The sequence below is a fragment of the Shewanella ulleungensis genome, from assembly GCF_014648315.1.
GTDB lineage: Bacteria > Pseudomonadota > Gammaproteobacteria > Enterobacterales > Shewanellaceae > Shewanella > Shewanella ulleungensis.
In genome coordinates, this window is sequence record NZ_BMQW01000003.1 from 257709 (window position 1) to 271823 (window position 14115).

Here is a 14115-nt window from a genome sequence, read left to right on the forward strand (position 1 = left end):
ATGAAGAATTTGGCTAAATGGTTAACACTGGCACTTGTTGTGTTAACAACACCTGCTCGGGCAGCGTTAGATATTGTAATCACAGAAGGCGTCGATGCGGCAAGACCAATCGCGGTTGTGCCTTTTGTTTGGCAAGGGCAAGGTCCTGCTCCTTCGTCAATATCAGACGTAGTAACATCTGATTTAGCTCGCAGTGGTGCTTTTAAATCATTAGATGTGCGTGCATTACCACAATCTACATTATCATCTGTAAGTGGTTTTGCAGCGCAAAACTGGACAAATGTTGATGCTGAAGCGGTTGTTGTTGGTAGCGTAAAGCCTTACGGTGCTGATCAATATCTTGTGAGTTTTGAGCTAATCGACTTAGTTAAAGCACAAAATTTAATCAGCAAAGGTCCTGTGAATAACAGTGAGCTATTACTTGAAAGCCGCGAGACTGTAATTAGTGCTAACCAGTTTAGACAATATGGCCACCGTATTAGTGACATCGTCTATGAAAAACTGACCGGTATTCGCGGTGCGTTTTTAACTCGTATTGCATATGTTGTTGTTAAACAAGGTCAAAAAGCACCATATCACTTGATGATTGCTGACTATGATGGTTACAACGAGCAAATGCTGTTACGTTCGCCAGAACCATTAATGTCACCAACGTGGTCACCAGATGGTCGTCGTTTAGCATATGTTAGTTTTGAAAACAGAAAAGCAGAGATTTTTGTACAAGACATCTACAGCCAAACGCGTACTATGGTGAGTAGTTTTAATGGTATTAATGGCGCTCCGTCATTTTCACCCGACGGTAAAAAGTTAGCCATTACATTATCAAAAGATGGTCAACCAGAAATTTATGTTGTCGATATTGCGACTAAAGCTTCACAGCGCATTACCGACCATTATGCGATCGATACTGAGCCTTCTTGGTTCCCAGATGGTAAATCATTGTTATTTACCTCTGAGCGTGGCGGCAGACCACAGTTGTATCGTGTAAGTTTAGATACAAATAAAGTCTCTCGTATGACATTTGAAGGCGAATGGAACCTTGGTGGTTCAATTACTCCAGACGGTCGTAGTATGATTTTTGTAAACCGTACTAATGGTAAGTTCCATATTGCTAGAATGGATTTAGCAACACGTTTTATGCAGGTGCTTTCATCAACTCAACTTGATGAATCACCAAGTGTTGCTCCAAATGGCACTATGGTTATCTATGGTACAACCCATGAAGGTAAACAAGTATTAGCTGCTGTCTCTGTAGACGGTAGATTTAAAGCAAGATTGCCTGTCGGCCAGGGCGAGGTGAAGTCACCAGCATGGTCTCCGTTTCTCTAAATAGATATTGATAAGGATTTAAAATGGATCTGAATAAGTTGTTTAAAGCTATGTTGGTTGCAGTTCCGCTTATGGCACTGGGTGCCTGTAGCTCAACTTCAGACTCTGAAACTGACGCTAACGGTTCTATGAGTGGTACTGGTAGTGAATATGGTGCTGGTGGTATTGAAACTGGTGGTGCTGGAGCAGTATTAAGCCCAGCAGAACAGCAACGTTTAAAAGAACAAGAGCTACGTCGTCAAAACATCATCTACTTTGATTTTGACCGCAGTGAAGTTCAAAGCGAAAATGCTGATATCCTTCAAGCACACGGTAACTATTTAGTAGAAAACCCAAGTGTTCGTGTATTGATCGAAGGTCATGCTGATGAACGTGGTACGCCTGAGTACAACATCGCACTAGGTGAACGTCGTGCTAAAGCGATTGCTAAATACTTACAAGGTATGGGTGTACAACCTAACCAAATGAGTATTGTAAGTTACGGCGAAGAAAAGCCATTAGACTATACTCGCACTGACACCGGTTTTGGTAAAAACCGTCGTGGTGTGTTAGTTTATTAAGCGTTAAAAATGTAAGGCCAACCGATATCGGTTGGCCTTTTTTAGGAGTGAAAAAAATGAAACAAGCCATATTAGTTGCGGCAATGTTCTTCACTACTGCGACTGCATTTGCTGCCCCAGCACCTGTTTCAGATGCTTCTAGCGGATCAAGTGATGATCGAATCGCAAAGTTAGAACGTATTATGAAAGCTAAGCAACAGGGCGAGTTTGAAATGCAACGCCGTATGGATGCATTACAAAATGAAGTGTTGGATTTACGAGGCATTACTGAGCAACAAAATTATCAAATGAATCAAATGCTGCAACGTCAACGTCAGCTGTATGAGGAAATTGCTAATCTTACTGCTAAGTCATCAACCCCAACGGCGTCTGCTGAAGCTCAAGCGGATCCAACAACGGTTGCTGCAGCTAGTTCAACATTAGGCGAAACGGCGAGCTATGAAGCGGCTGTTAACCTCGTTTTGAAAGATCGTAAATACGATGATGCCATTCCTGCATTTCGTGATTTTATTAAACAATATCCAGATTCTAGCTATGCAGCAAACGCAAACTACTGGTTAGGTCAATTGCTATACAATAAAGGCGACTACACCGCGGCAAAACAAGCATTCAGTACGGTTGTTAGCAAATTCTCTGATTCTAATAAGCGTGGTGACAGCTTAGTTAAACTAGGCATGATCGCTGAAAAAGAGAATGACTCAGCAGGTGCTCGTGCGCTCTACAATAAAGTCCTTAAAGAATATGCTGACAGTGCATCGGCACGCCTTGCTCAACAGCAATTATCGGCATTAAAAGGCTAATTTAGACAAAAAACAGCCTCTTAGTCTGTTTTTCATGCAAACAACAAGAAATTATAAATTTGCGCTTGCATGAGAAATTGAAAAAGGTATTATAGGCGCCCTCAGAACGGCACAGCATTCTGAGGGGTTTAAAAGCATTAATCTTCTTGTGTAGTTTCTACATAATAAAGTCACTAAGGTTTATAAACTTAGATGGGTCGTTAGCTCAGTCGGTCTTGAAACATAGACAGTTGGCTTTTGCTCCAGTAAGTGTTGAAGCTTATAAAACCAAGATGGGTCGTTAGCTCAGTCGGTAGAGCAGTTGGCTTTTAACCAATTGGTCGAAGGTTCGAATCCTTCACGACCCACCACTTTTTAAACAGTGGCTAAAGAATTTAACCGTAATACCAGATGGGGCGTTAGCTCAGCGGGTCTTGAAACATAGGCAGTTGGGTTTTTCTCCAGTAAGTGTTGAAGCTTATAAAACCAAGATGGGTCGTTAGCTCAGTCGGTAGAGCAGTTGGCTTTTAACCAATTGGTCGAAGGTTCGAATCCTTCACGACCCACCACTTTTTAAATAGTGGCTAAAGAATTTAACCGTAATACCAGATGGGTTGTTAGCTCAGCGGGTCTTGAAACATAGGCAGTTGGCTTTTTCTCCAGTAAGTGTTGAAGCTTATAAAACCAAGATGGGTCGTTAGCTCAGTCGGTAGAGCAGTTGGCTTTTAACCAATTGGTCGAAGGTTCGAATCCTTCACGACCCACCACTTTTTTAAACAGTGGCTAAAGAATTTAACCGTAATAGCAGATGGGTTGTTAGCTCAGCGGGTCTTGAAACATAGACAGTTAGCTTTTTCTCCAGTAAGTGTTGAAGCTTATAAAACCAAGATGGGTCGTTAGCTCAGTCGGTAGAGCAGTTGGCTTTTAACCAATTGGTCGAAGGTTCGAATCCTTCACGACCCACCACTTTTTAAACAGTGGCTAAAGAATTTAACCGTAATACCAGATGGGTCGTTAGCTCAGTCGGTAGAGCAGTTGGCTTTTAACCAATTGGTCGAAGGTTCGAATCCTTCACGACCCACCACTTTTTTAAACAGTGGCTAAAGAATTTAACCGTAATACCAAAATGGGTCGTTAGCTCAGCGGGTCTTGAAACATAGACAGTTGGCTTTTACTCCAATAAGCAATAAGGCTTATAAAACCAAGATGGGTCGTTAGCTCAGTCGGTAGAGCAGTTGGCTTTTAACCAATTGGTCGAAGGTTCGAATCCTTCACGACCCACCACTTCTTATTTTTATCCCTCCAATTATTTCTTACTTCATAGCAAACTTGTTATATGTTCACTTTGTTTAACTGCTATTGATTTTTGCGAACTTATTTAACGCAGTTAGCTTTTAAGCAAATGGTCAAAGGTTTGAATCTTTATCGACTCACCACTTTTTACTTATACCCCTCCCATGATTTTTTTACTTCATTCCAAACTTGTTACATACCCACTTCGTTTTACTACTATTCATTTGTACGAATTTAATGAATACAGCTGGCTGTTATACCATTTCCATTAATTATGTGACCAATCAGAGTTACTCAGACTTTTCCCGTTTGAGGTGCATTGTTGAAATAATGGTTATTCCCTCCTAAAGCAATGCAACAAAGAAATGGACAGTCTGAGCGTCTCCTGCAAGGCGGGTTTCTGTGCCTTCTTTACTGCTTAATAGCATTGACGTACGACTGCATGGACGCAGGAGGTAGAGCAACGCAGGAGCAGTTGCCGACGACTGCATGGACGCAGGAGGTAGAGCAACTATGTCTACAATCCTATTACTTGCCTAGAAGACACAGAACTCCCACTGAATGACCAGATAATGAGTCGAATTGATATTAACCAATAGGTCTAAGATCTGTTAAACGGTTGAGAATTAGGCACCTTTATAACCTTATTACTACACTTTTTGTATTTTTATCGTTGTGGCTTAATCGTTTGTAATAATGTTCTTAATATTAAATGAATTCATTTCAAACGTTTCGCTGAAAAATCTTAGCATTAGCTTTCGCTTGTCTACTTTTGTCTCATAGACCTATTGCTAATGTTACTTGAATGTTAATTAGTCGATATTGCATAAGATTAGAATAAAATTAAAAGGAGAAAAGAATGAAACAAGCAAGATTAAGTATATATATTGCAGGCGCGATATTAGCGATGAGTGGGGGAGCTCAGGCTGCAACCGATATGACATTTGGTGGATACATTAAAGCCGATGTTATGTTTAGTGATTATGGCAATGGGGCGCCAGACTCAGGATCACTTTCACGTCAGTTTTACGTACCAGGGACAATATATGGTACAGAAGGTAATGGAAAGGAGGTTGTCGATTTTCAGGCTCGAGAATCTCGTTTTAACTTTAAAACGGTAACCGATGTAGATGGTCATAAATTGACCGGATTTATTGAGTTAGATTTTATGACTCACACTGATGGTAATGAGCGGGTGTCTAATAGCTATTCTCCCCGTATTCGCCATGCATTTGTTAGCTACGATGAATGGACTATAGGCCAGACGTGGACGACATTTCAAAATCCAGGTGCGTTACCTGAGAATTTAGATTTTGTTGGTGCTCCTGAAGGCACCCCTTTTGTTAGACAGTCGCAGATCCGTTACAGCACAGGTAATTGGCAATTTGCGTTAGAGAACCCTGAAACCACAGTCACCCCTTTTGGTGGCGGTGCTAGAATAACTAGTGGTAGTGGTATAGTGCCTGATTTTATTGGGCGTTATAATTTTAGTACGGCTAATGGCGCATCATTTTCGGCGTCAGCTATCTTGCGACAATTGAATGTAGAACAAGTCATTGGCGGTACGACTTATGATACTTCTGAGCTCGGTTACGGTGCCAGTTTTGCTGGAGTTATCCCTGTTGGGAAAGACGATTTCAGGTTTACTGCGACCTACGGAGAAGGGCTTGGTCGTTATATGGCTTTAAATTACGCTAACGCAGGCGTTATTGATGCCGATGGTGATATTCAAGCAATTAAGTCATTTGGTGGTTTTGTATCATATCGTCATTGGTGGAATGAACAATGGCGTTCGAGTGTGACATTCTCAGGCTTCACAGCCGACAATGAGGTTGCGTTGACTGGAGAGGCTGTGAATAAATCTGCGTACTCAGCTTACGTCAATTTATTGTACTCTCCATCAAAACCATTAACGTTTGGTGTAGAGTTTATGCATGCACTAAATGAGCTTGAAAATGGCTTTGAAGGTGACTTAAATCGAGTGATTTTTTCAGCTAAATACGTACTGTAGACGCTGAGATAAAACAAAAGGCAACCATGAGGTTGCCTTTTTTATGAGCATCAAAATGAACAAATTATTTTAATAAGTTGTTTTGACGAACATAAGCTTCAAATTCAGTACAACCACCAATAGGCTGTTCATCAATAAATATTTGCGGAACAGTTTCTACCGTTTTACCCACACTCTTAGAAAGATCAGCCTTTGTGATACCTTCTGCATGAATATCTACATATTTAAATTTAAAATCTTCACTTTGAGCTGCTAATTTTTCAGACAGTTCAACAGCACGAACACAATATGGACAACCTGGGCGGCCAAAAATAACTACAAACATGGTAACTCCTGTTTAATGATATGGGCAATTTATACCATATGAGCTTTTTAATTCAAAATTCAACGCGATTAATTTTGTTTTAACTCATATCGATTTTATACTTGCCTTGATAATCAAAAAATGAATCAATTAAATCCCAACGGTATTTATTCTTTTTTAATAGTAGTAAATCTGGTTTTCTAAACCGCTCTTTATCGGCAAGCACATCGTTAGCTTGGTTATATTTAGGATGAAGTAAACCGGGTGTGCGAGTGTGACTCAATACAAACACGGCATAAAATGCTCGACGTTGAGCGAGAGTAGAAAATTGAAATGTCTGTTCGAAAACGTTACCTTCAATGTCGATGTATTGAATGACGAGCTTTTCGTCTTGGCAAAGTAACAACATCTCTTGGCATTTAAATAAGTGATGATGCTGGGCATTAAGTACTTGTTTAAGGCGTTTATCCGGGTCAATCAAGGTTGACTGACAGGTTTGGCAAATTCGTGCAGCAATGTCATTTTCAGCGCCGCAGTCAGGGCACGATTTTGAACGGAAACGAAAATCACATTGCTGGTTGTCATCGATTAACCCTTGGCAGCGTCGGCCAAAGTGTTCAATGATATCGCCATCAGCATCAACTAAACCCCAAAATGTATTAGCAAAATAGCAAACAGGACAGTGGACTTGTACTGGGACCGATTTGCTATTTGGTTTAGCTTGACCTACTTCTGGGTAAAATAAATCATAGCCGTTTGCGGCGTAATCAATCACTAAGCAGTCAGCTTTATTGTCAGCAAGCCTTAAGCCTCTTCCAATCATTTGTTGGAACAAACTCACAGATGCGGTTGGGCGTAATATGGCAATTAAATCGACATGCGGTGCGTCAAAACCTGTGGTTAAAACAGCAACATTCACGATGAATTTTAGTTTTTTTGCTTTAAAGCGCTCGATGATGTTATCACGCTCGAAGTGTGGTGTTTTTGCCGTGATCAATGCAGCATCATCATCCATTAACGCCATTATTTCATCTGCATGACGCACTGTGGCGGCAAAAATAAGTACACCTTGGCGATGTTGTGCTAATTGCTTAACTTGCTTAATAATGGCTGTAGTTGCACGGCCTTGATGGTGCAGTAGGTTATCAACTTCTGTAGGTGAATATTCATTGGTTTCGACGGGCGCGAGGTTACTAAAGTCATATTGCGCGCTAAGTCCATCAAATATAGTAGGTTGAGTTAAATATCCTTTCTTAATTAATGGTCGCATAGGTAATTCGAAAATACACTTCTCGAATATTGGTTTGTCAGTATTACCAATTTTACCGTGATAATGGTGCCGATATATCCAACCTAAGCCAAGCCGATAAGGCGTAGCGGTGAGCCCTAATAGTTTTATTTGTGGGTTCTTAGTGCGTAAATGAGTCAACAGTTGTTGATATTGGCTAGTCGGCTCAGTACTGACCCGATGACATTCATCAATGATGACCAATGAAAATGCTTGATCAAATTTAGTGAGTGCTCGTGAAGCCGATTGAACACTGGCCACCACGGTTTTACCATTGGCTTTTTTTTGTTTAAGCCCAGCAGAATAAATATTGGCTGCTTTAGTCAGTAAACCTACTTTTTCAGCATTTTGAGCGACTAACTCTTTTACATGGGTGAGTACTAAAACATTACCATTGGCTATCCTTGCAAGCTCTGCAATCACAATGCTTTTACCTGCACCAGTAGGTAACACTAATACCGCTGACTTCGAGCTTTGTTTAAAATGCGCCACAGCGGCATCTACGGCTTGTTGTTGGTAGTCGCGAAGGTTGATTATCATATTTGAGGTCGTTGGTGGTAAATGTTTATCTATACATCATCATATTTAGCAACAGAGTAGCATATTCATATAGTGGATATATGCCATTGTTGTTAATCATTTAATTTGTTTAATCAATATTTGGGGCTAAGTTAACTCAAGTATGATGTCTGGTGTTGTATCAGGGAGAATTGGGATGACTTAATGTTGTTAGTGCTCATCAAATATACTAAAACGCTATCCGATAATGTCGAGATATGAAGCGCGAATAAAAAAAGCCCCTCAATGAGGGGCGAAAGAGAAATTGGTCAGGATTTCTCGTGGGTGGATAGAATTCTAACTTGAGTAACGTTATTCCGTTTTGTTTAAACGGGTTTCGATTAAGGTATCAATTACAGCTGGATCTGCCAGTGTTGAAGAGTCCCCTAAGTTAGTCACTTCGTTTGCCGCAATCTTACGTAAAAAACGACGCATAATTTTGCCAGAACGCGTCTTAGGTAAACCGGTTGCCCATTGAATCAAGTCAGGAGTTGCTAGGGCACCAATCTCTTTACGAACCCATTGGCGTAACTCTTGGCGTAACTCTTCTGTTGGTTCAACGTCGCGTGTGAGGGTGACGTAGGCATAAATACCTTGGCCTTTGATGTCGTGTGGGTAACCCACCACTGCAGCTTCTGCAACGAGCTCATGCGACACTAGTGCGCTTTCAACTTCTGCCGTACCTAAGCGGTGGCCAGATACGTTAATCACGTCATCAACACGTCCGGTAATCCAGTAGTAACCATCTTCGTCGCGACGAGCGCCATCACCGGTAAAGTACATACCACGGAACGTTTTAAAGTAGGTTAGGGCAAATCTGTCGTGATCGCCGTATACAGTACGCATTTGACCAGGCCAAGAATCAAGAATAACTAGGTTTCCTTCTGTCGCACCCTCAACAATATTGCCCATGTTGTCGACTAATGCAGGCTGTACGCCAAAAAATGGACGTGTAGCAGAACCTGGTTTAGTGTCTGTTGCACCTGGTAGCGGGCTAATTAAAATACCGCCGGTTTCGGTTTGCCACCAAGTATCCACAATCGGGCAATTTTCATGACCGATCACCTCATGGTACCAACGCCAGGCTTCAGGATTAATCGGTTCGCCCACTGAGCCCATTATGCGCAATGAGTCGCCTTTGTAGCTGCTAAATTGTTCTTTACCTTCAGCCATTAATGCACGGATTAATGTTGGCGCGGTATAAAGTATATTCACATTATGGCGGTCAATCATTTCGCCAAGACGCGCAGGCGTTGGATGATTTGGAACACCTTCATGAATTAATACTGTAGCAGCGTTAGCAAATGGGCCATATACCATGTACGAGTGGCCTGTAATCCAACCGACATCGGCTGTACACCAGTAAACCTCGTCAGCTTTGTAATCAAACACATATTCGTGTGTCATTGAGGCATAAACCATATAACCGCCAGTGGTGTGTAGCACACCTTTAGGGTTACCGGTTGAGCCAGAGGTATACAGTAAAAATAATGGGTCTTCAGCATTCATTTCAACAGGTTGACAATACTCTGAAGCGACTTCCATTAATGAGTGCCACCATACATCACGACCATCAACCCAATCAATATCACCACCAGTACGTTTTAGTACAATGACTTTTTCAACAGACGTGACGTCAGGGTTAGCAATTGCTTCATCAACACTGCGTTTTAATGGGATTTTACGGCCACCACGAACACCTTCATCTGAAGTAATAAGTACTTTAGATTTTCCGTCTATGACTCTTGCTGCGATTGAGTCTGGCGAGAATCCACCAAACACCACAGAATGGACTGCACCAATTCGGGCGCATGCTAGCATCGCTACAGCGGCTTCTGGCACCATAGGCATGTATATCGTGACGATATCGCCTTTACCCACACCTTGACTACGTAAGGCATTAGCAAATTTACAGACATCAGCATGTAATTCTGCATAGGTGATTTTACGCTGTTCATTTGCGTCATCACCTTCCCAAATGATGGCCAGTTTATCGCCGTGCTGTTCTAAATGACGGTCTAAACAGTTTGCTGAGGCATTTAATGTGCCGTCATAAAACCAATTGATCGATAAATTGTGGTCATCAAATGAGGTTTTTTTGATTTTAGTGTAAGGTTTAATCCAATCGATACGTTTGCCGTGTTCTCTCCAAAAACCTTCTGGATTAACGATGGACTCCTGGTACATTTTCTTATATTGATCGTTATTAACCAGTGCGTTGTCTGCAATGTCACTAGGAACTTTGTAAAGAGACTGCGAGCTCATAGGGGCTTCCCTTTCTAAAAATGGCGTGGCTAAAGTATCATCTTTAACTGTCTCCTAACACTATTAGACCTTGGTCTAGTTTTAAAATATCCTTAATATTTAGTCTGTTGCACGTGTTAAAGTGATTGATATCGAAGATGAAGAGTAAGCAAATGATCTCTATTTTTCTTGTTTAGGTTGTTTTGTGTTCAATACGCGCGATTATGTAAGCGATAAAAAGCAGTAAGTCAGCTTATCTCTGCACTTGAGATGAGATTATATAAAAATAAAATGATAGCGGATGTCTGATGAATTTAACTCTTATAGTGGCCGTCATAGCCGTATGTTATGTGTCATTGTTGTTTATTTTGGCATGGGGTGCTGAGCGCTGGTTTAGTAAAATAAGTCAAAAAATTCAAGTGTGGATTTACGGCCTTAGTCTTGCGGTGTATTGCTCATCATGGAGCTTTTTAGGCACAGTAGGGCAATCCGCTACTGATTTATGGTCCTTCTTACCTATTTTTGTGGGTCCCATTTTAGTGTTTACGCTTGGCTTTGGCATGTTGCGCAAAATGGTCGTAGTGTCAAAAGCACAAAATATCACCTCTGTTGCCGACTTTATTGCCGCCCGTTATGGTAAATCACAACTATTAGCCGCAATTGTTACTCTTATTGCACTCTTTGGCATCATGCCATATATCGCGTTACAGCTTAAAGCGATGGTATTTAGCCTTAATTTATTTCAGCCAGACGATACCCCATTAAGCCCTGTTGCTGTGCCACTGTTAATTACCATGTTACTCGCTGTATTTGCTATTTTATTTGGTACTCGAAAATTAGATGCCACTGAACATAATCCTGGCATGATGGTAGCAATTGCGTTTGAGTCGTTAGTCAAGTTAGCCGCCTTTATCATTGTTGGCGCAGTGATCAGTTTTGGTTTTTTTGATGGTTTTGGAGACATCTGGCAACAAGCCTCTGCTAAGGGGCTGATTGAAAATAGCCACATACGATTGGAGTCATTTTTACCTGAACTATTTGTCGGTATGGCAGCATTTTTATGTATGCCAAGGCAGTTTCACGTGATGGTAGTAGAATGTGGCGGCGAACATATTTTAAAAAAATCACGTTGGATATTTCCAATTTATTTGGTTCTATTTGGCATATTTGTCGCGCCTTTGGCGTTGGCTGGCAAAGTGTTATTAGGTGACTCCGTCGCGGCTGATACCTATGTGATCAATTTACCTCTGGCATTGGACCAACCGTTTTTAGCTGTTATTGCTTTACTTGGCACCTTGTCAGCAGCAACTGGCATGGTGATTGTTGCGGTTGTAACCATTAGCGTAATGGTGAGTAATGAATGGTTGGTGCCGTTTTTGTTGCGCACAGGACAGATCAGAGAGAAAAATTTTAGCCAGTTCTCGCAATTGCTATTAAACGTTCGACGTTTAGCTATTGTAGTGATTTTAGGTTTTGGTTATTTAAGTTATTTAACCTTGGGAGAAAGCGATTCGTTATCACATTTAGGCATGTTGTCATTTGGCGCATTTTCGCAATTAGCGCCAGCATTGGTCGGTGGTTTGTATTGGAAACATGGTAATCGTACGGGCGTGTATTTGGGGCTTGCCGTTGGTTTTAGTTTGTGGTGTTTTATTTTGTTGCAAAGTGCTGGTAAAGCACGATTAATTGGTGGTGAATTTGATTTACTCAATTCCATTACCCCGAATGTGAGTGACACTCTCATTGCGTTGCTGGCTAACGTGGTGTGCTATGTATTAGGCTCTATTTGGTTTAGGGCGGGAGTCGCAGAGCGAATTCAAGCCAGTAATTTTGTTAAGCCTTGGGCGTTAAAAAAAGACGCCAATAAGCGTCAGGGGCCGATATCGCAACAAGACTTGCTGATTTTAGCCAGCCGCTTTGTTAGTCCAACTCGTGCTTATGAAAGTTTTAGCCGTTTTTCACCTGAAGCAGTTAAAAGTGACAGTTGGTATAAAGCCGCTCCTGAAGAATTAATTGCTCATACTGAGCATATGTTATCGGGGGTACTCGGCGCTTCTAGTGCGTCATTAGTGATGGACTCTGTATTGCAGGGGCGGGATTTGGCACTAGATGAAGTGTTTAGCTTAGTTGATGAAGCTTCCTCTAAAATCATTTTAAGTCAAGACATGCTTCGTGGAGCAATTGAACATGCATACGAAGGGATGAGTGTAGTTGATAAAGATCTTAATTTAGTGGCATGGAACTATCGTTATGCCGATTTATACCAATACCCAGAAGGTTTTTTACAACAAGGTATGCCAATTGCCGATGTGGTTCGCTTTAATGCATCGCGTGGTTTTTGTGGCAAAGGAGACATGGAAACACAAGTTGCTGTAAGAGTGCAGCATATGCGTAATGGTACAGCTCATACTTCAGAGCGCGAACGTAGAGACGGGAAAGTTATTAAAATTCAAGGTAACCCAATGCCCGATGGTGGCTTTGTGATGACATTTACCGACATTACCCAATATCGCTTGCAAGAAAAAGCACTGCTTGAAGCCAATGAAACCTTAGAGAGTCGAGTAAAAGAGCGAACTTATGAGCTGGCTATGCTCAATAGTGAGTTACTTGAGGCTAAAGCACAAGAAGAGCTCGCTAATGCGTCTAAAACAAGATTTTTAGCTGCGGTAGGACATGATTTAATGCAACCGCTCAATGCCGCTAGATTGTTTACTGCGTCATTATCGCAATACCCTAATTTAGACCTTGAGGCTCGCACAACCTTAACTCACGTCAATAGCTCGTTAAAAACGGCTGGCGAGCTTCTAACTGACTTACTCGACATTTCAAAGCTTGATTCTGGCATGGTCGATGTCAACCGCCGTGATTTTGCGGTGTCTGAAATCATTAATGGTTTATCGGTCGAGTTTGATGCAATGGCGGGCGATAACCAAATTTCATTTTCGATGGTGCCATGCTCGGCAACGGTTAATTCAGACCCATCGTTGTTACGGCGTATTTTGCAAAACTTTTTAACCAATGCTTATCGTTATGCTCGTGGCGGTAGAGTCTTATTAGGTTGCCGTCATCGAGGTGAATATATTGAGATTCAAGTGCTCGATACTGGTTGTGGTATTGATGAATACGATACCCAAGAGATTTTTAAAGAATTTAAACGCCTGAACCATCCAAGCAGTCGCAACGTCAGTGGCTTAGGGTTAGGGTTAGCAATTGCAGACCGCATAAGTAAAGTACTCGATCATCCAATTCAAGTGCGATCTGCGCTGGGCGTCGGTTCAATGTTTTCCATTATTGTACCGTTAGGACAAACGATCAGTCAGGTGGTCACAAAACCTATGCCGTCATTAATGCAACCATTGGCGGGTGTTAAAGTATTATGCATTGATAATGAAGACGCTATTTTAGCAGGGCTAGACTCATTACTAAGCCGTTGGCAATGTGAAGTTATTTGTGCAACAGATCTAGCCGACGCTAGAATTAAGCTTGGGCTCAAAGGCGTTGCTCCCGACATTATTTTAGCTGATTATCATTTAGATGATGATAAGAATGGGGTTGATGCCATGGATGATATTCGTGCTCGTTATGGTGACCATGTACCAGGGATTTTAATTACCGCCAATACCAATAAAGATTTAGTGGATGATATTGAGCGACGTGGATATCACTATATGGCGAAAATGGTTAAGCCAGCGGCTTTACGAGCATTAATTTCAAGTTTAGTTAAAAAATAATCGGTGATATTGGAGCAA

General features: G+C 41.5%; 8 protein-coding genes and 6 tRNA genes. 11 read left to right on the forward strand and 3 right to left on the reverse strand.

Going from position 1 to position 14115, the window contains the following annotated elements; genetic code table 11:
* From tolB to IEY40_RS07915, 10 genes are all read left to right on the forward strand, one after another.
* A complete protein-coding gene (gene tolB / locus IEY40_RS07870) occupies positions 1 to 1329 on the forward strand; it encodes a Tol-Pal system beta propeller repeat protein TolB (RefSeq protein WP_188954951.1) in 1329 nt (442 codons plus the stop codon).
* 23 nt (positions 1330 to 1352) lie between these two features.
* Complete coding sequence (gene pal / locus IEY40_RS07875; RefSeq protein WP_188954953.1) at positions 1353 to 1889, forward strand: peptidoglycan-associated lipoprotein Pal; 537 nt, start codon at positions 1353 to 1355, stop codon at positions 1887 to 1889.
* Between the two features lie 56 nt (positions 1890 to 1945).
* A complete protein-coding gene (ybgF, locus tag IEY40_RS07880) occupies positions 1946 to 2689 on the forward strand; it encodes a tol-pal system protein YbgF (RefSeq protein WP_188954955.1) in 744 nt (247 codons plus the stop codon).
* A 274-nt stretch (positions 2690 to 2963) separates the two neighbouring features.
* Positions 2964 to 3039 (forward strand) — tRNA-Lys (locus IEY40_RS07885).
* Positions 3040 to 3161: 122 nt separating this feature from the next.
* Positions 3162 to 3237, forward strand: a tRNA-Lys gene (locus IEY40_RS07890).
* Positions 3238 to 3359: 122 nt separating this feature from the next.
* A tRNA-Lys gene (locus tag IEY40_RS07895) sits at positions 3360 to 3435 on the forward strand.
* A 123-nt stretch (positions 3436 to 3558) separates the two neighbouring features.
* A tRNA-Lys gene (locus tag IEY40_RS07900) sits at positions 3559 to 3634 on the forward strand.
* Between the two features lie 42 nt (positions 3635 to 3676).
* A tRNA-Lys gene (locus tag IEY40_RS07905) sits at positions 3677 to 3752 on the forward strand.
* Between the two features lie 124 nt (positions 3753 to 3876).
* Positions 3877 to 3952: transfer RNA gene (locus tag IEY40_RS07910), tRNA-Lys, on the forward strand.
* 868 nt (positions 3953 to 4820) lie between these two features.
* Positions 4821 to 5972, forward strand: coding sequence for a DcaP family trimeric outer membrane transporter (locus IEY40_RS07915; protein ID WP_188954957.1), 1152 nt, complete (start codon positions 4821 to 4823; stop codon positions 5970 to 5972).
* A gap of 64 nt (positions 5973 to 6036) precedes the next feature.
* Here the strand turns inward: IEY40_RS07915 and IEY40_RS07920 are convergent, their stop codons facing one another.
* From IEY40_RS07920 to acs, 3 genes are all read right to left on the reverse strand, one after another.
* Entirely contained in the window at positions 6037 to 6297 is a 261-nt protein-coding gene (locus IEY40_RS07920) for a GrxA family glutaredoxin (RefSeq protein ID WP_160056739.1), read from the reverse strand.
* A gap of 79 nt (positions 6298 to 6376) precedes the next feature.
* Positions 6377 to 8104, reverse strand: coding sequence for a DNA repair helicase RadD (radD, locus tag IEY40_RS07925; protein WP_188954959.1), 1728 nt, complete (start codon positions 8102 to 8104; stop codon positions 6377 to 6379).
* 330 nt (positions 8105 to 8434) lie between these two features.
* On the reverse strand, positions 8435 to 10387 hold the full coding sequence (gene acs / locus IEY40_RS07930) for an acetate--CoA ligase (protein ID WP_188954961.1): 1953 nt from the start codon (positions 10385 to 10387) through the stop codon (positions 8435 to 8437).
* A gap of 287 nt (positions 10388 to 10674) precedes the next feature.
* Here acs and IEY40_RS07935 point away from each other — a divergent pair, with 287 nt between their 5' ends.
* Positions 10675 to 14097 carry a hybrid sensor histidine kinase/response regulator gene (locus IEY40_RS07935; protein WP_188954963.1) on the forward strand — a complete coding sequence of 1141 codons (3423 nt, stop codon included), beginning with the start codon at positions 10675 to 10677 and terminating at the stop codon, positions 14095 to 14097.
* The last annotated feature ends 18 nt before the right edge of the window (positions 14098 to 14115 follow it).